Origin of the sequence: Alteromonas gracilis (assembly GCF_036870955.2) — a bacterium.
Lineage (GTDB): Bacteria > Pseudomonadota > Gammaproteobacteria > Enterobacterales > Alteromonadaceae > Alteromonas > Alteromonas gracilis_A.
In genome coordinates this window covers 1640967-1658309 of record NZ_CP145482.2, presented here as the reverse complement: position 1 = coordinate 1658309, position 17343 = coordinate 1640967, and the positions used below count along the sequence as shown (strand labels likewise).

Annotated in this window: 15 protein-coding genes, 1 tRNA gene and 4 pseudogenes; 8 read left to right on the top strand and 12 right to left on the bottom strand. The window is 43.0% G+C overall.

Features of this window, described 5'->3' with window-relative positions; genetic code table 11:
• Positions 1-606 precede the first annotated feature (606 nt).
• From V6N89_RS08035 to V6N89_RS08020, 4 genes and pseudogenes are all read right to left on the bottom strand, one after another.
• Entirely contained in the window at positions 607-1476 is an 870-nt protein-coding gene (locus V6N89_RS08035; protein ID WP_338517092.1) for an alpha/beta hydrolase, read from the bottom strand.
• Between the two features lie 1202 nt (positions 1477-2678).
• A tRNA-Val gene (locus tag V6N89_RS08030) sits at positions 2679-2755 on the bottom strand.
• A gap of 200 nt (positions 2756-2955) precedes the next feature.
• Positions 2956-4033: pseudogene (locus V6N89_RS08025) on the bottom strand (patatin-like phospholipase family protein).
• 118 nt (positions 4034-4151) lie between these two features.
• Positions 4152-4637 carry a MarR family winged helix-turn-helix transcriptional regulator gene (locus V6N89_RS08020; protein WP_338517091.1) on the bottom strand — a complete coding sequence of 162 codons (486 nt, stop codon included), beginning with the start codon at positions 4635-4637 and terminating at the stop codon, positions 4152-4154.
• Between the two features lie 187 nt (positions 4638-4824).
• Here V6N89_RS08020 and hmgA point away from each other — a divergent pair.
• Positions 4825-6118, top strand: a pseudogene (gene hmgA, locus V6N89_RS08015) (homogentisate 1,2-dioxygenase).
• A gap of 330 nt (positions 6119-6448) precedes the next feature.
• Positions 6449-7522, top strand: coding sequence for a 4-hydroxyphenylpyruvate dioxygenase (hppD, locus tag V6N89_RS08010; RefSeq protein ID WP_338517089.1), 1074 nt, complete (start codon positions 6449-6451; stop codon positions 7520-7522).
• A gap of 38 nt (positions 7523-7560) precedes the next feature.
• Here the strand turns inward: hppD and V6N89_RS08005 are convergent, their stop codons facing one another.
• Positions 7561-7926 carry a VOC family protein gene (locus tag V6N89_RS08005; RefSeq protein ID WP_338517088.1) on the bottom strand — a complete coding sequence of 122 codons (366 nt, stop codon included), beginning with the start codon at positions 7924-7926 and terminating at the stop codon, positions 7561-7563.
• Between the two features lie 419 nt (positions 7927-8345).
• Here V6N89_RS08005 and V6N89_RS08000 point away from each other — a divergent pair, with 419 nt between their 5' ends.
• From V6N89_RS08000 to V6N89_RS07975, 6 genes and pseudogenes are all read left to right on the top strand, one after another.
• The gene (locus V6N89_RS08000) at positions 8346-8735 is read left to right on the top strand and encodes an ACT domain-containing protein (RefSeq protein WP_338517087.1); all 390 of its coding nucleotides are present in this window, start codon (positions 8346-8348) and stop codon (positions 8733-8735) included.
• Positions 8736-8740: 5 nt separating this feature from the next.
• A complete protein-coding gene (locus V6N89_RS07995; protein WP_338517086.1) occupies positions 8741-9238 on the top strand; it encodes a PTS sugar transporter subunit IIA in 498 nt (165 codons plus the stop codon).
• Between the two features lie 137 nt (positions 9239-9375).
• Positions 9376-9723 (top strand): ArsC family reductase, encoded by a 348-nt coding sequence (locus V6N89_RS07990; RefSeq protein WP_338517085.1) that lies wholly within the window; start codon positions 9376-9378, stop codon positions 9721-9723.
• Positions 9717-10855 (top strand): annotated as a pseudogene (gene dapE, locus V6N89_RS07985) (succinyl-diaminopimelate desuccinylase). The gene V6N89_RS07990 and the pseudogene dapE overlap by 7 nt, the downstream one beginning before the upstream one ends.
• Entirely contained in the window at positions 10855-11547 is a 693-nt protein-coding gene (locus V6N89_RS07980) for a M15 family metallopeptidase (RefSeq protein WP_338517084.1), read from the top strand. Before dapE ends, V6N89_RS07980 begins: the two are co-directional and overlap by 1 nt.
• A gap of 33 nt (positions 11548-11580) precedes the next feature.
• A complete protein-coding gene (locus V6N89_RS07975; protein WP_338517083.1) occupies positions 11581-11775 on the top strand; it encodes a DUF2897 family protein in 195 nt (64 codons plus the stop codon).
• 12 nt (positions 11776-11787) lie between these two features.
• On the opposite strand, the gene V6N89_RS07970 is transcribed toward V6N89_RS07975, so the two are convergent.
• From V6N89_RS07970 to astE, 7 genes and pseudogenes are all read right to left on the bottom strand, one after another.
• Positions 11788-12243: an energy transducer TonB gene (locus V6N89_RS07970; RefSeq protein ID WP_338517082.1), complete on the bottom strand. Its 456-nt coding sequence runs from the start codon at positions 12241-12243 to the stop codon at positions 11788-11790.
• A 120-nt stretch (positions 12244-12363) separates the two neighbouring features.
• A complete protein-coding gene (locus V6N89_RS07965) occupies positions 12364-12819 on the bottom strand; it encodes a hypothetical protein (protein ID WP_338517081.1) in 456 nt (151 codons plus the stop codon).
• A gap of 136 nt (positions 12820-12955) precedes the next feature.
• A complete protein-coding gene (locus V6N89_RS07960; protein ID WP_346993624.1) occupies positions 12956-14404 on the bottom strand; it encodes an alpha/beta hydrolase family protein in 1449 nt (482 codons plus the stop codon).
• Positions 14326-15369 (bottom strand): hypothetical protein, encoded by a 1044-nt coding sequence (locus V6N89_RS07955; protein WP_346993623.1) that lies wholly within the window; start codon positions 15367-15369, stop codon positions 14326-14328. The genes V6N89_RS07960 and V6N89_RS07955 overlap by 79 nt, the downstream gene beginning before the upstream one ends.
• Before the next feature lie 159 nt (positions 15370-15528).
• Positions 15529-15855: a heavy metal-binding domain-containing protein gene (locus tag V6N89_RS07950; protein ID WP_014949040.1), complete on the bottom strand. Its 327-nt coding sequence runs from the start codon at positions 15853-15855 to the stop codon at positions 15529-15531.
• A 12-nt stretch (positions 15856-15867) separates the two neighbouring features.
• Positions 15868-16269, bottom strand: a complete 402-nt coding sequence (locus V6N89_RS07945; protein ID WP_338517078.1) for an HIT family protein — start codon at positions 16267-16269, stop codon at positions 15868-15870.
• Positions 16262-17295, bottom strand: a pseudogene (astE, locus tag V6N89_RS07940) (succinylglutamate desuccinylase). Before astE ends, V6N89_RS07945 begins: the two are co-directional and overlap by 8 nt.
• Positions 17296-17343 lie beyond the last annotated feature (48 nt).

The window sequence follows — 17343 nt, the reverse complement described above, 5'->3', positions numbered from 1 at the left end:
AGATTGATGAACCTAATCAACTGAAAAATGAAACGATCAATTCAAATTGCTTGGACATGATTTATTGGTAAAAACCTCACAAACCCTTTACTTATAAAACATTTATGAAATGGCGATATCTATTTGGCGGGATACTATTTAATTAAGCGCTGATCTAGTACATCTAACTGTTTTATTCATGCACCTCGTTTCTTTTTTACGCATTTTAACACTATTCACACTTTTCAATCACCGCGATACCCGTGACTGCACACTCTTCTTGTTAATATGCTGAATAAATTAGCTTAAAAGACATCCCGATTACTCGAAATGACGTCGTCTGTGCAGACCTCGGTATGATTCCTAGTAAAAACACGCTTAGCTATTGTTTAGAGTAGTGCATATCACTCTTCTACGTTACAAAGCTTATTGGTCCGCTGGATATGAAATTGAAAGTTGTATCCTAAAAGAAATACTCGCCCGACACACGAAGTGGAGTTGTAATATCCTTGAATACGTTAAGTGCGTACTATGATTTACGCACTAACGCTTCTAGCCCTTAAATCTCCAAAGCTTGGGGATATCAGTATAGAGCCAAACACTTACCATTCTCTGAGTATTGGCGAATTAGTTTGCTTTTGCGAACCAATGTTCAAGAACTTCTGTGTAATTAGCCGGAAGAATGTGGCCTGAATTGAAAACAACCTGGCGCTTGGATTGAGTCGATAACTGTTCAAAGAGGTTAGCAAACTGGGCATTAGTCGCATATTCGTCTTGGTTCGCTGTAAGTAATAACACTTCTGCATTCGTTATGCGTGCTGCATTGAAGTGGGGGGAAATATGTGGCATCGAATCTTCGACATGCGGTGGTACGATACTTATAACATTGTCGATTCGTTGATCGGAAGCTGCAAGTAATAACGCCATTTGTGCGCCCATACTATAACCGACAACATAAACGGGCGAATCCTTAAACTGGCTTTGTTCAGATATCCAATTAAGGATGACTTTGTAGTCTTTTACAGTGTCTTGGATCATCGCTTCATAGGCCTTGCTATCGCCAGCTTCTAGCTTATCCAAAATAGTCAACAATGAATAATCTGGAACTTTTCGCGTACCATGGTGCCTAGCGTCCAACGCGATAACTGAAAAACCTTGATGACTTGCCATTGCTTGAACTTTATGTGCCTGAGTAACAGTTGGCGACCCTTTTAAATTTGCATTCCACCAACGTGGGAAACTACGCCCCATTGCATGCATCGCAATCAAAACTGGGTAGCGATCTTGTTTTACTTTTGGATAACTTAAACGCCCGTTTACGGTTTGACCATCGAAACTGGTAAAACTGAAGTGCTCGTTATCGTCTTGCATGGACAAAGTGGGCACATGATCAACTAAGTATTCCGAAGAAAATTTATCAGCCACTTGTGTATTTGCAAGTATTGTAAATGATGTAAACAAGGCGATAAATACGCCGAATTGGATAAACTTAAACATAACAGGCTCCTGTATAAATGGGAGTCAACAGTGAGCCCTGCGAGGTGAAGCTGGGGTGAATACTATATACTTTTTTACTTTAAGTTCTGTCGTAGGATAGCCTGTTCCTCTTTCCAATTGTTTGATTCGCTTATACTCGCAAAGCTGAGACGCCACCAGTTTATGCTGGTTCAGCTTTAATTTTCGCAACCAATTTATAGCTTGCGGCTGCCAAGCATAATGGACATCATCAATATCTAATTTATGTTCCTCGCTATCGATGCACTAGAATTTATTATCGAAAGAACAATAGATTTACCCTCCGCCTAACCTACGGTGTTAAAACTGGCTGAAGTGCAAACTGTTTGCACCATACCATTTCCGAATTCTTATCAATAAACCTTAAGTTTTTAAGCATCAAAAATAGCTAGTGTTAGGGGGCGAATGCTTGAGAAAATGAAGAAATGGCCCACCCTATCAGAAGCGGCAGTCGTGACCGAATACTTAGTATTCTAATGCATCCATCTAAATCGAATTCAACGTCTAAAAAAGCATGCGTTTCTCAACATTCAAAAATGGCTATTTAGAGCTTATATATGTGAAGAAATACCCCTTTTAACAGGGCATAGCTACTTCCGCCGCCCTTTCAATTTGTGCGTTCATCCATTTTTACGGTTAAAAGATGACTTATTTTCTACTGATTGCCACGTGATACTTTTAGATAATCAAGCTCGCGAGCATTTGTTCCTCAGAAATACTGGAGGTAATGAATATATTGCATTTGCATCGATTGATGGGCTCACGTTGTTTAATATGAACTCCGCGACAAACGATTACGGCATATTTTCAACCAGCATATTATTTGATAACGCCACTTCGCTAAAAGCTTATGAAAAAACTGCATTACATAATTTAATGCGTGGTTGTGCGAAACATAATTGGGAAAAGTTGTCGGACGACTTTGTTAAATACAAAATGCCATAAGAGGAAATCTCTATGACTTTTAACGGCAAATAACAAGGGAGTGAAATCTAGACTTGGTCACGAATTGTAACCACTCGTGACCATCCTGACAGTATTCATCTGTTCTTAAAGGAAAAAACAAAAGGAAGCAGAAATTCTAAAAAAACTGCGTAAAACCGATTAATTCAATGCTGACAGTGAGTTAGGAACTTTAGATATTCTTAAAATGGGGGTGGAAAAATTTTTGGAAGAAAAATAGATGGTGCGTCTACCCTGATTCGAACAGGGGACCTCTACCATGTCAAGGTAGCGCTCTAACCAACTGAGCTATAGACGCATAGATGTTGCCAATAGAAGAGTGACAAATAAGTCGTGGCAACGGCGCGTATAATACTTACGCTTCGGCTTGCCTGCAAGGAAAAGTTAATAATATCTAGGTTAAGTGCTTAATTAGTCAGCAATGTTTAAACATTGTACACCCTTTCATGCTGGTACTGATTAATGCGTTACCAACAAAGACTAACCTCGTCTATTCTCTTACACCTGTTTAAACGGTAGCGGCTTAATACTGTCAACTAAGCTTCCATCCGCTACTGCTTTCATAAAGTACTCGCCCAACCTATCGGTTTCGCTTAGAACAGTTTGCCAATACTTTATGCGTGTTTCAGCGTCTAATACTTCAAAGTCTTTTCGGTCGGGTATTTTTCCATACGGTAAATTGGCAACAAAAGACGCCGAAGGAACAAGCATAACAACATTGTCATAGCTAGAGCGGTGGGGCACACGGCGTTTAAGGCCTTTGTCAAACCAGCCCGGAACAGGCTTATTGTAAAAATGAGGGTAAAGCACCAGTCCTTCATCGGGGCCAAATGATAAATCAAAATGATAGTCGATAATGCCACCATCTCGGTACATACCCATAAGCGCACCTTCAATTTCAGAAACACCTTCGATGACGACAGGAATAGAGCCAGAAGCAAGAAGCGCGTTATGTATATTGCCTTGGGTAAGATCGTGGTATTGCGTGGGTAAATGGTAAGGGTCGTTGATAGTTAACTGACTACCTGGCGTTGAAAACACATAGCGCGTATATAGACGAGAGAGATTTCTGCGACTTACTGTATTCATAGCAGCACTCATCGCCAGGCCTGACAACTGCCTAAATTTACTCTCAAAGCGCGTTGCGCCTAGGCACTTAGCAACAATTAGGTGAGCTTTAAAACGAGGGTTAGCTAAAACCTGTTGCTTACCCTCGTCATTAACCATCACCTTCAATAGGTCTATCGCCTTTTCCGTAATTTCCCTGGGTGTAGGTTTATCACTACTGTAAGTCGTCGTAGAGTAAGACTCCGCAAGACGGTTAATTGCACCGAGTGGATCATCCTGTACAGCGCAAACTGTTCTAAATGCGCCTGCAGAAGAGCCTATCACATGAATTTGGTGAGACACATTAGCGAAATACTCTGGAAAGAGAACGCGGTCAAGACCAAGCAAGAGAAAACCACTTCGGGCCGCCAGAAGCCCCTAAGAAATAACTAAACAACTCGGGAGTAAACCCGTGCTTCATGATGGTTTCACGTGCAGTTTTCCCTGCGTAAACGTCAAGAGGTGCCACTGAATATCCTTAATTTGCCATTTCGAGGCAATTTAACAGTTAGGCCGTTAAAAGTAACCCTTTGAAGATAGAATGGCAGGCTTGTCAGACCAGGCTGCACAAGGTATTAGCGCATTTTTTAAGCCATCAACTTATCTATCACTTTTTGAAATGTTTCATACTCAAAATCAGTGATATTGGACAACTTTTCTTTCTGCCACCGCATAACCGCAGGAATAATTTCATCATATGTTTGCTGCCCTTTTACCGATAGCGACACGCTTACCGCTCTACCATCTCTCACACAAGGCACTTTTCTTACAAGGCCAGTATGCTCCATTTGTTGAAGTGCTCTAGTAATTTTGACTTTATCTAGTTGTGTTGCGTTAACCAGCTGCTTGGCCGTCATACTATTTACTGTATCTTCTGAATTCTTTGTCACTGAATTAAATAGCGAGCCCAACGTTGCCATTACCCTCCACTGCTCCATGGTAAGGCCATGACTGACATAAACTGCCGATAAGGAATTACTTACATTTGCAGAAAGCATCGCGACCTTATAGGCCAACATCTCCTCAAGCTTCATGAACACCTCTTCGTTGTAGCGCTGCTGCCAGTGAGACAAGCGTTACTCCGCGTTTGGCGATACGGATAACGCGCTTTTGTGTAAACAAAATGAGACGCTCCCAATTCAAATACGCGATAGCGCATTCACGTTCACAATTGATTTACACCTCTATTATCTCTAGCCTAAAACAATTAGTTTCATTTGCAACTAAATATCTTTTTTAAATTAACGCTGGAATTAGCTTATGGATAACTTAACGTATTTGTGTGGGTTTAATAATGAACACGAAACTGAGGCTTTGCCCGATGCCTTACCTAAGGGGCAATTTAGCCCGCAAAAAGTTAACTATAAGCTTTATGCAGAACAATTTAGCAGCACCGCGTTTACCGCGCCTCGCGCCTCAAACCGTCGTAGCTGGACATACCGCATAAGGCCTTCTATTGCGATGGGCGACTTTACGCCAATCGACAATGGCCTACTTCGCACGGCGCCAGAAACTGAAATCCCCTGCCCGCCAAACGTCTTGCGTTGGGACCCTGTCGCCTTGCCAACGTCCAAAACCGATTTCGTTGACGGCCTAGTCACTATTGCAACCAATGGTGATGCTAAAGGGCAAATTGGCATTGGCATACACTGCTATGTCGCGAACAAGCCCATGGAAAACAAAGTCTTTTACTCCTCAGATGGAGAAATGCTTTTCGTCCCCCAACTTGGCAAAATGCTCGTCACAACTGAGTTTGGAAAACTAAATGTGTCACCTGGAGAAGTTTTAGTGATCCCTCGCGGCGTTCGCTTTTCAGTGACACCTATTGATGAAGTTATTCGCGGCTATGTTTGTGAAAACTACGGACATCCTTTTGTATTGCCAGAACGGGGGCCTGTTGGTGCAAATGGCTATGCAAATCAACGTGATTTCAAATACCCAACGGCGTGGTTTGAAGATAACGATACGCCTCATGTCATGATTAATAAGTATTGTGGCAACCTATTTTCATCAACCCTCGATCATTCGCCGTTTGATGTCGTCGCGTGGGTAGGCAACTCGGCACCATACAAGTACGACCTTTCTTTGTTCAATGTAATGAACACGGTAAGCTTTGATCATCCCGACCCATCAATCTTCACTGTACTGACGTCGCCTTCTGATCTTGAAGGTACAGCCAATGTTGATTTCGTTATTTTCCCCCCGCTGGATGGTTGCAGAAAATACTTTCCGTCCGCCTTATTACCACCGCAACATCATGAGTGAATTTATGGGGCTTATTGAGGGTACCTATGATGCAAAAGAACATGGCTTTGTGCCTGGCGGAATGAGTTTACACAATTGTATGACACCTCATGGCCCTGAAGCGGAAGTGTTTGAAAAAGCCTCCAATGCTGAACTCGAGCCTCAGCGCTACGAAAATACGCTGGCGTTTATGTTCGAGTCGCGCTATCCCATCGCACCAACGCAGTATGCTATGAGCGCAGACATACGTCAGCAAAACTATCTCGCCTGTTGGAATGGACTGAAGAAATATTACGACGGAGCAAAGTAGTATCTCATTTGATTCGCTATCGTTTTTGGTGTGTACATTGCGCATTACGTTAGATATGTACGCACCAATTCACATGCGACACTAAGTGTACGCTTTTTTGAACACTTAAACCTGCCACAAAATAAGCATAATGAATATATTTTTCATACACTTAACAGGCCGCACGTCTCCTCTACTGTTTAAATATGGCACCAGCGAAAACAAAACGTTACACAAGGTCTTTCCATAAGGCATGACTTGTCTGAATGTAGCCTATTGCCTGCATTTTTACCTCGCGCTTACAATCAGCTCACAATTACAAAATCAGTATTACGTTGAGGAAGAATCTCCATGGCAGATTTATTTGAAAATCCAATTGGCCTAGATGGCTTTGAGTTCCTAGAATTCACCGCGCCTGAAAAAGGCATGTTAGAGCCAATTTTTGAAGCAATGGGGTTCACCCTAGTAGCGCGCCATAAGTCAAAAGATGTTGAGCTGTGGCGCCAAGGTGACATCAATCTTCTAAGCAACTACGAGAAAGATTGCCATGCATCATATTACGCAGAGGAACACGGTCCGTCTGCGTGCGGCATGGCATTTAGAGTAAAAGACTCGCAAACAGCTTACAAAGAAGTGTTGGAGCGTGGCGCACAACCGATGGACACAAAGACTGGTCCAATGGAACTTAAGCTACCTGCCATTAAAGGAATTGGCGGTGCTATGCTATACCTTATTGACCGATATCAAGGCGACAATACTATCTATGATATCGACTTTAATTGGATTGAAGGTGTTGATCGTAATCCTAAGGGCTGTGGCTTTCACACGCTTGACCACTTAACCCACAACGTCTATCGCGGTCGCATGGATTTTTGGGCAGGCTTCTATGAGAAGTTGTTTAACTTCCGCGAAATCCGCTATTTTGATATCAAAGGTGAATACACTGGCTTGCTATCTAAAGCCATGACTGCACCTGATGGCAAGATTCGCATACCGCTAAACGAAGAAGCCGTTGGCGGGGGCGGTCAAATTGAAGAGTTCCTAATGAAGTATAACGGCGAAGGCATTCAGCACATCGCTTTTGCCTGTGACAACTTAATTGAGTGTCTCGATAAGTTAAAAGCCCGTGGTATGAAATTTATGACACCGCCTCCAAACACTTACTACGAGATGTTGGAAGAGCGTTTGCCAGGTCATGGCGAAAATGTCGATGAGCTTCAAAAGCGCGGTATTTTGTTAGACGGTACCACAGAGAATGGCGAACCGCGTTTGCTGCTGCAAATTTTCTCTGAGACGGTATTTGGCCCGGTATTCTTCGAGTTTATTCAGCGCAAACAAGATGAAGGTTTTGGTGAAGGTAACTTCAAGGCACTCTTTGAATCTATTGAACGTGACCAAGTTAACCGTGGCGTGTTGAACAAATAACACCCCAATCAATACGCTCATGCTCACGAAAAGGCAGCTTAACCGCTGCCTTTTTCATAAAGCGCGCAAGCGGCTCCAGATGGGTCCACAATTACGCAAAAGCTATCATTACCATGATGCCTAACGTCACCTACTACCTTTCCACCGCGGGCTTTCACAGCGGCCAGCGAATCTTCTAAGTTGTCTACCGTAAAATAGTTTATCCACCCGCCAGGAAGGGACGCATTAACACCTCTTTTGTGACATATTCCACCCACTGGGGTACCGTCAGGTTTTAGCATAACGTAATCGTTGTACCCTCCCATATCAACGGGGTCTTTTTTCCACCCCATTACGGTTTCATAAAATGTGACGAGAGAATCAGCGTCCTCTGCTGTGATATCGCACCAAGATGAATCAGACATAAGACAATTCCTTGAAGAGGTTTTAGAAAATGAACCTGTTAGAGCGTGTTAACAAATGTAGAACAATTCAACGCAATAAAACACTGGTTGAAGAAAGTAATGTAGCGTTTTTGCAACGTTCAAGTACGCAAAACCGCAAAGAGATAGCGCCAATGTCAAGGTAAGAAATTGCAAAAAAACTAAACATTTTTTATTTTGCCTGTAGACAAGGCCTGTGAATAATGCTTGCAAAATCGATAATGTTATCCACTGAACATTGTTTGTACAGTTTATTTAATCCTCTTAAATCATATACTTACGACAACTCCCCAAACTACTCAACAAACTTATCCACAGATTAAGTGGATAACACGTAGCACTTAACCACAGTTAGTGGTTTAATGAGGATATCTTCGAAGTTTTCATTTTTTCGGTTTCTCATGCCAAAACAAACACTCTTAGTACACGAGTCTTTATTTACAATTCACAGCCTGGATCCAGATAGCGACATACCCGCATCTGTGCTTAAAAGCCCGCTTTTTTTCTTGGGGAAAACAGAAGAAGAACTTTCTATTGTTGTTCCAAACTCGGTGGAAGTTTCATCTCTAGATTGCGATGAAGGCTGGAGAGCTCTGGAACTTTTGGGGCCGCTTCACTTGTCACTAATAGGAATAATGGCTCAAATAGGCCAAGTACTTGCCGCAGCCAAAGTTCCTATTTTCGTTGTATCTACTTTTGACACTGATTTCTTTCTAGTCAAAGGCAATAAATTGTCAGATGCGATTGCCGCGCTAAAAAAGGCAGGTTACACCGTTACCGAGGATAAATAGCGGTTATGGGTAAGTTACTGCATTATCCTCCGGAAGTATTTAACAAGCGGTTTGACATAGTAAGTCCATTATCAGGCCAGGTGACACACCTTGATGATTTGGAAGATCCGCTCCTTAAGCATGGCTTTCATGGACCTGGGGCTGCTGTTACCTCTAGTGCGAACACTGTCTTTGCACCATTTAATGGCAAAGTGCTCGGCGTTCAACCACTCGATTATGCTATTGAAATTAAGTCGTCTGTAGGACTTAAGTGCAAAATAAAGTATGGTTTTGATACCCTGCACTTGCATGGCGCTCAATTTAGTTGTTCGTTGAAAAAAGGCGATTCGTTTTCTGCAAACACACCACTTTTCACGTTAAATTCAGCCTGGTTGAAGCAACAAGGCGTGGCAAATATTTGTATAATGACCGTGTTAAATGCCCAAGCGTTGCTGGGTGTTATGGCGACCAATAAAAAGTACGTAGAAGCGAGCGAAGATGCGCTCCTTACTTTGTTTGCCTAATGTATTAGGTTAGTAAAAGTGGTGATTGCATTAAACAAGCGAACGCAAGCTGTCATCTTTCATCAGCACTTTGGCGTACAACATCATGTTATTCGAGCATTATTAAATATGATAACAAGCAGTATGGAATTTTCTTTATGAGTACAGTCCTTTACGGTATCCCTAACTGTGACACCATTAAAAAAGCAAAAAAATGGCTAACAGATAACAACGTCGCATTTACTTTTCACGACTATCGAAAAGATGGTATCGACCAAGCATTTTTATTAAAAGCTGAAGCAGTATTGGGATGGGAAGCAATGCTTAACAAGCGCGGTACAACATACCGTCAGCTAGATGATGCAGAAAAAGCCACTATTGATAGAGACAAGGCGCTTGCACTTCTAGAGCTGTACCCTGCCATGATCAAGCGCCCTATTTTGCTAAATGGTGATAGTTTTTATATTGGATTTAAACCCGCTCAATACGAGGGCATATTTTGTTAAACGATTCTGTAATTGAGATTGCCAAAGATCTTATAAATCGTCGTTCGGTAACGCCCGAAGACGCAGGCTGCCAAGATGCGATGAAGACATTTTTGGCTGCACTGGGTTTTGATAATGAAACCATGGTGTTTGAAGACACCACAAACTTGTGGTCTCGCAGAGGGAAAGAAGGCCCTGTGTTTTGCTTTGCCGGGCATACTGACGTAGTGCCAAGTGGACCTGAAGATGCGTGGAAAACGCCTCCCTTCGTTGCTACAGAATTTGATGGTTATCTTCATGGCCGTGGCGCAGCTGATATGAAAGGCAGTCTTGCCGCTATGTTAGTTGCCACTCGTGAGTTTGTGAATAAATACCCAGACCACAAAGGCAGTATTGCCTACCTTATTACTAGCGATGAGGAAGGTCCGTTTATTAACGGAACAACACGTGTAATCGATACATTAGAAGCGCGCAATGAGAAAATCACCTGGTGTGTTGTGGGTGAACCCTCTTCAACAGATGAAGTGGGAGACATCGTAAAAAATGGGCGTCGAGGCTCATTAACAGGTGATTTAGTTGTGAAAGGTGTTCAAGGTCACGTTGCCTACCCTCACTTAGCTAAGAACCCTGTTCATATGGCGACTGCTGCCCTTGATGAATTAGCGAAATCACATTGGGATAACGGCAATGACTTTTTCCCACCAACCAGCTTCCAGATTTCAAACATTCATGGTGGAACAGGTGCTGGAAATGTTATCCCCGGTGAACTTCATGTATGTTTCAACTTCCGCTTTTCGACAGAAGTCACCGATAAGCTATTGATTGATCGAGTTACCTCTATACTAGATAAACATGAGCTGGACTACGACATTAAATGGACGTTCAACGGTCAGCCTTTTTTAACCGATACGGGCGCATTACTTGAGGCAACTCAAGGTGCTATTGCCGCAGTAAAAGGAAAGCCAACCGTTTTATCCACTGCTTAGGTGGTACCTCTGATGGGCGCTTTATTGCACCAACTGGCGCACAAGTTATTGAACTAGGCCCAGTTAATGCAACAATCCACAAGATTGACGAGTGCGTAAAAATGGCTGACCTTGAGCAACTTACAGATATGTATTTTGGCATTTTAGAAAGGTTACTGGCTCGCTAATGCCACGTATAATGGACGCACATTGGTTAGGCCTGCAGAATGACTACTTAGTTGATGCAGGTGCTAACCACAGGCTGCACCCAGAAGTGGTATCAGACTTTTTTGCCATGCAAAATGCCGCGGCGCAGGATGGGCTAGATTTACAGCTTGTCAGTAGTTACAGGGACTTTGCACGTCAAGCTGCAATCTTTAGTCGCAAATGGCGGGGGGAAGTCCCTATTCTTGATGAGAATAGTCAGCCTCTTCAACATGATTCGCTGAGTGACGAAGATAAACTGCATGCCATTTTAATGTGGTCGGCCTTACCAGGCGGTAGCAGGCATCATTGGGGGACAGATTTTGATGTCTATGATAAAACAGCCGTGGCAAGTTACACTGGCAAGTTCAATTTAGTCGAAAGCGAGTACCAAATTAACGGTCCATGTTATGCGCTGGCATGCTGGCTTGAGGCCAATATGGCGTCGTTTGGCTTCTTTCGCCCATTTAACAAAAGCAATGGTGGCGTTGCCCGCGAACCTTGGCATTTAAGTCATAGAAAAACTGCAACGCAGTTTGAAAAGGCTAGAAACCTTCACGCATTGCACAGAGCAATAAGTAACAGTGAGGTGGCGGGTAAAGACGTTATTATTGCAATGCTCCCCTCGCTTTACGACCGATATGTACTGAATAATGGCAATACCTGTGCTGATTAAGGCTGCAGGCAGTCTAAACAAGAGTAAAACACAATGGATTTAAGCTGGTTAATCGTCGTTATTGTTTTGGTTCTTGGTGTCGTAGTGGGTAATATTACGTTGCTTAAGTACAGTGCCAAGTTTAAGTTCCCAACACCAACAAAACCGTCAGATCACCCCGATGGAACATCAAATGCTGACAAGCAAATGAAAAAGAAAAACGGTTTTGATGATGAAGAGGACTGGTGAGGCTTACACGACCTAGTCAGGTCGAACTTGAATTTTCTCTACATGACTAAACTGTGAGGCCTTAGGTGCATCAGTCAATGCGAACTCAATTGCCACGTAGTTGTTACGGATCTTATGGTGAGGTTTGGTGTAGAGCCACTTTTGTACACCGAGAATGGCCGTTGCATCAAAAAGGCCATCTTGGTCTGATGCGACAACTTCAATATCTGATACATTGCCATCGCTTTCAATACTGAAGTTAACTAGCACGGCACCTTCGATGCCATTTTTTACCGCATATTTCGGATATTTAGGCAAAGCACGCTTAATGACTGACGCAGTGTTACTCTCTGGCGCACTGACACTGTCATTAGCGTTAGCTGGTAATATTGGCAATGCCAGCGTTGTCGTTGCCGTAACCATAGCTGCTAGCAAAGCATTTCTGAATCTAGTTGCTTGTCCTTTCCTCTTGGAAATCATAAATGTCATAGCAGGTCCTTTCCTATCGAAACAATGAATAATTTATTATTTATGTTCAATTAGTTAAACACAGGTTAAGGAACAATAACTAGCACTTAATTGCTTTACTGATGTGCGAAGTGCTATGAATTATAGTGATGTGGTGGAGTAACATGCGCTATTGGTTTCAATACACGTGTAGATATGTTCAGACAGCCACTCTATTGCATCGCCTCGCGATGAAAAAAAGGCAAATGGTAAGGTGGAGCCTTCATAAAGCTGAGTCCAAAACTTTTTCTGTAACTCTTCCCCTTCTGTTTCATTAAACACAATGGCGGTCGCAACCAAGCCTTTGGCAACGGCTTTGTCTACAATGGCATGGGCACTTGACGTGGCAGTCATTGGGGCAAGTGCCAAACCATTAATGTTTACAAGACTTCCCCAACAAGGCGAGGTAATTTTTGCTCTTTGTGCACCAACAACCATTTCGTATTTGCGCATAAACTCGAGATTAAATGGTCCGACTAAATCGATAAACAAAACTTTCTGATGTTCATCAAACGCCGCCTTCACTTCGCCATGCGCACTGAACTGACTTCTATCCAAAGCACAACCTCCTTAGTACTGCTTCCATTATACGAAAGTATAGTTACCACTTGAGAGTGTGTCGATGTTTTGCGCGGTAATTGTCATTAAAAAAGGGAAGCCACAGCTTCCCTTTTTCTAAAACCAAGTCGTGCTTTTACTGTGCTTTGGTATCTTTATTCTTTACATACTTTTCAAGCCATTGATCTTGCTCCCATAATGTATGCAAGACGCTTTCTTTTGCTCGATAACCATGGCTCTCTTTAGGTAACATGACTAACCGCGTCACAGCACCTAGCCCTTTAAGTGCATTGAAATAACGCTCACTCTGCATGGGATATGTTCCAGAGTTATTGTCAGCTTCACCGTGAATTAACAGTAAAGGCGTTTTCATTTTATCTGCATGCATAAAAGGAGACATAGTGTAATACACATCAGGCGCATCCCAATAATGGCGCTCTTCCGACTGGAAACCAAACGGAGTAAGTGTGCGATTGTACGCCCCAGAACGCGCAATACCGGCTGCAAATAAATCAGAATGTGACAGCAAGTTAGCTACCATAAATGCACCGTAGCTATGCCCACCCACGGCTACACGCTCGGGGTCAATAAGCCCTCTCTGATCCAGCGCATCTATCGCGGCTTTTGCGTTAGCGACCAGCTGCGGCCTAAAGGTATCATTAGGCTCTTCGTCGCCTTCACCGACTATTGGGAAAGATGCATCATCTAACACAACATAACCTTTCGTTACCCAGTAAATAGGAGAACCGTACCAAGGATACGTGAACGTGTTGGGGTTTTGGGTATTCTGGCCCGCGCTCGACTTATCTTTAAACTCTCTTGGATAGGCCCATAAAATCATTGGGTAACGTTCACCTTCAACATAGTCTGTAGGTAAATAAAGCGTCCCTGTTAAATCAAGGCCATCGTCACGTTGATAAGTAATCACTTCTTTCTTGACGTTTTGAATACTCTCAAATGGATTGTCAAAATCGGTCAATTGATTAAGCGACTTATCATCTAAATTTCTGAAGTAGTAATTAGGGTAGTCACGCTTTGACTCGATGCGAACTAGCAAGCGGTTTTCGTTTAGATTGAATTCACGCAGGTCTTCATATTTTCCTTCAAGTTCAGAAGTATAAAGTCGCGTGGTTTCTAGCGTTTCTAGATTTAACTTATCTAAAAATGGAAATTGTCCTTGCGGTGTAAATCCATCCCCTAATAAGAAGACGCTACCCTCTTTCACTACCAACTCATCTTTAAAGTAAGCGTTTTTCTGGGTAACAAAGCTGCCCGGGTCGCTATAACGGTCTTGATAACTGCGGTCTGAAATAAGGCGTACAGGCTGTGTTTGATCAGGACTGAACACATAGGTTTTTGTATTACGCGTATTCCACCAGTAATCTCGGGCAATCGCTAAGCCGTCGTCTTTCCATATAAACTGATAGAAACGGTCTTCTGTTTTCAAGAGCTCTGAAGGCTCTCCTTTGAAGGGGGCGCTAAGCTGCATTAACTTGTCGCGGTGCGTTACGTCAACCTCTGGGTCTCCACCATCCAATGCTTCTGCATAGACAATAGTGTTTGGCTTATCATCTCGCCACTGCACGTCTCGGGGTAGGTTCTTACCGCCATGAACCCTTGCGGTAGATCCTCAATAAGAGGAACTGAAACTATGGTCTTAGCTAGCTTGGCATCCATGTTGTAAATATCAACGGTATGGCCAAAACGGCGGTAAGTCACTAGATAAGAGAAAGGGCGTTGATACTCTTGTACCATTACATAGTCACCGCCTGGCGATACGCTTACCTCACCATACATGCCGGCTTTACGCCATACTGCACTATCACCTTTAAGCCAAACGCGATGGATCTCCGCACGCGCAAGTTGCTCAAAATTTGCTTCGTCGTTTTTGTTTTTCAGCAAATCTTGATAGGTTCTATTTTGCGCTTTTTTGCCATCGCTTACAGAAATCGTTGGGCCAGTAGGAACCGCTAAACTAGTATCGATTAATGCTTTTCTATCACTTGGAACCACTTTTACTAGAAGTGACTTACTTTTTGCATCCCAACTGATGACATCCCCCATATTGGCATTCAATGGTTTGTCAAAAAGACGCCTTGCTGAGGCTGCTTCGATATCCAACACCCATAGTTCAACACGCGTTTTAGTGGTATGAGTAAAGGCAATATAACGCTGATTAGGTGACCACTTAAAGTTTGCGAGTTTAGGCGACGACGGAAGCCCTTTAACGACGAGACTTTCCGTTCTGCCAACGCGCTGAATTTCAAGCTTGTTGTAATAGGTTACACGACTACCAATATTGGTCACAGGATCTATTCGAAGGCCTGCTAAACGTAGCTCTTCTTTTGATAAGTCATCGATTGACTTGTAGTTATCACGAAAAATCAGCACCATATTTTCTTGCTTATCATCAAGCAAGGTAGCTGGCGCAAGAGTCACATCCACGAGCTCTAAAATCTCTTTTGATGGTTTTTGGTATTGAAGTGCATCTTGTGCAAAGAGCGAGTTTGCACAAAACACGCAGATAATAGCTATCCACATTCTCAGCATGTTAAGTCCTTTATTTATTTGAGGTAGTTTATGTTGATTAGGAAGTGGCCTAACGCTATACAGACCCCTGCAAGCTGCGAGACCCAATGCTCATTAACAAAAATGGCATAGTTGAACTATGCCACCTGAAATAAAGCTTTATGTATTGCTGACATCGTCTTAAAGCGGCGTTGTCTTGACCGCCGTGCCGCTAATACTGACCATTAGCATGCTTCCTTTATCGCCAATAACTTGGTAATCAAGGTCGATGCCTACAACCGCGTTTGCGCCCATACTACGAGCTTCATGCTCAAGTTCAGTGAAAGCAAGTTTGCGTGCAGTGGTAAGCTCCTCTTCGTATGAACCAGAGCGTCCGCCTACGATATCTCTAATTGACGCGAAAAGATCCTTAAAGACATTGGCGCCCATAACAGCCTCACCAACGACAATACCGTAGTAGGCCTCTATTTTATGACCTTCCAATGTAGGGGTTGTAGATACAATCATGTGTGACTCCTTTTAAAGTAATGCTTGTTGTAGTGATACTACTAACAATTCGGCTTTTTCTTGTGTATAGGGCACGACAGGTTGGTTACCCCACACTGGCTTTGGCCATGCCGTATCCGTTGAAAAGCGAGCAACATGATGTACGTGAAGCTGTTTAACCACATTGCCTAGTGCTGCAACATTGAGTTTGTGTGGTGAAAACATCTTTTGCATGACCTTTGAAACCTGTGCTGACTCACGGGTAAGCACAAGCTGTTCTTGCTCCGTTAATTCAATAATCTCAGATACATTGTTTCTTTTAGGCACAAGAATAAGCCAAGGAAATTGGCTATCGTTCATCAACAGTACACGAGAAAGCGAGAGATCGCAGACAAAAAATGTATCATTGTGTAAACGGCTGTCTAACTCAAACATCTAAATCTTCCAATGTGGTTGGAACTACCGTCAAGAGTGCGCGTTGGCCTATCGCTACTTTGGCATTGGGAAATACGATGGCTTCACCGTCTTGTGTAGCAACGTATTCTTTGTTCGGTTCAGACGCCAACACAGTGCCTGCTTTATAATCCATAAAATTAGGGGTATCTTCATCAAAATGAAGCATAAAGTCTTCGTGGTGCTTAGGTTCACCACCTGATTCACACGGTAAATATCAAGTGTTTCCACATCAACAGTAGGAGAATAGTCGTCTTCGCTTATAAGTGCGGTAATTGCACGCTTCGCATCCTCAAAACGGCTCATATCGTTTTGTCCAAATGGGCGTACTTTGCCTAGTTCTACGGTGAAAGCATGTGCGTTAAATTGGTATGAGGAAAAATAACTAAACGTCGTTGTCGCGCTCTCAGAAAGTAGAATTGTTTTGATACCACACGCCGCCAAAAACGCGAGTTGGCTTTTGCTATGCTTACGCTCATGTAAGTAAGGGTATACCGCAAATTTTTCGTTTTTAGAGGCACGAATTGCTGTATGCAAGTCATAGTGGTAGCGAGGGCCCTCATTTTTCTCGAAAAACTGTGCAACCGCATCCTCAAGTGCTTTCGCCCTAATGCGCTCGGCATTAACCAAGCCTTCACCTTTAGAATGTGCGCCACTAAACAAGCGATTCATATTCTCTTCAACAAAGCGCTCGGCAATGTCCATCGCTGGTAAATTACCAAATAAAAACAAAACATTATGTGACAGCGAAAGCTCGCATTTTAGTAAGCGTTGTACCAGTTCATCGCAAATCTCAATTGGCGCAGTCTCGTTACCGTGTACGCCACAAGATAGCACTATTTGCTTTTTGGGGGTTGCGCTTGATTGAGGGAAAAAGCTAATTATGCCTGGTGCGGTTACGCTCACCTGCGTACCGTTTTCTAACGTAAAATGAACGGGTGTTTCGAAGATGTCAGGAGTACGGCGAGAAAGTGAAAGAAATTGACCGTTGTCGATAAGTTGCTGCATGTTTTAACCAGTCTACTAGAGAATGGCTATAGTGTAGCGATAGCGACG